The organism is Arcobacter sp. CECT 8989 (genome assembly GCF_004116715.1).
Classification (GTDB): Bacteria; Campylobacterota; Campylobacteria; order Campylobacterales; family Arcobacteraceae; genus Halarcobacter.
In genome coordinates this window covers 1-386 of sequence record NZ_PDKE01000136.1, presented here as the reverse complement: position 1 = coordinate 386, position 386 = coordinate 1, and the positions used below count along the sequence as shown (strand labels likewise).

The 386-nt window shown below is 29.3% G+C and carries 1 protein-coding gene; it reads right to left on the bottom strand.

Features of this window, described 5'->3' with window-relative positions; genetic code table 11:
• Positions 1 to 386, bottom strand: a 386-nt coding sequence (locus CRV02_RS14725; RefSeq protein ID WP_258239347.1) for an efflux RND transporter periplasmic adaptor subunit, incomplete at both ends; no start/stop codon positions are given.

The following is a 386-nucleotide window of genomic DNA, read 5'->3' as shown; positions in this document are numbered from 1 at the left end:
GGTAATAAAAATGCTTTTGAATCAATTGCACTTTGAATAGTCGCTCTTACAAACATTCCAGATAATAATAATCCTTCGCTATTTGGAAATTCTGCTCTTAAAGTTACAGTTCCAGTATTTTCATCTACATTTATTTCTTGAAGTTGTAAAACGCCTTTGTATTGATAGATTGAATCATCACTTAAAGTTAAAGTAACTTCAGTACTTCCTTTTTTTATATTATCTTTGCTAAGAAGTTTTTTTAAAGCTAAGAGTTCATTTTGTGATTGGTGTAAATCAACATAAACAGTAGAATTATCTCTTATTGTTGTTAATGCATCAGTTTGATTCGCTGATACTAAAGCACCTTTTGTTACACCTGAAATACCAATAAAACCAGAAATAGG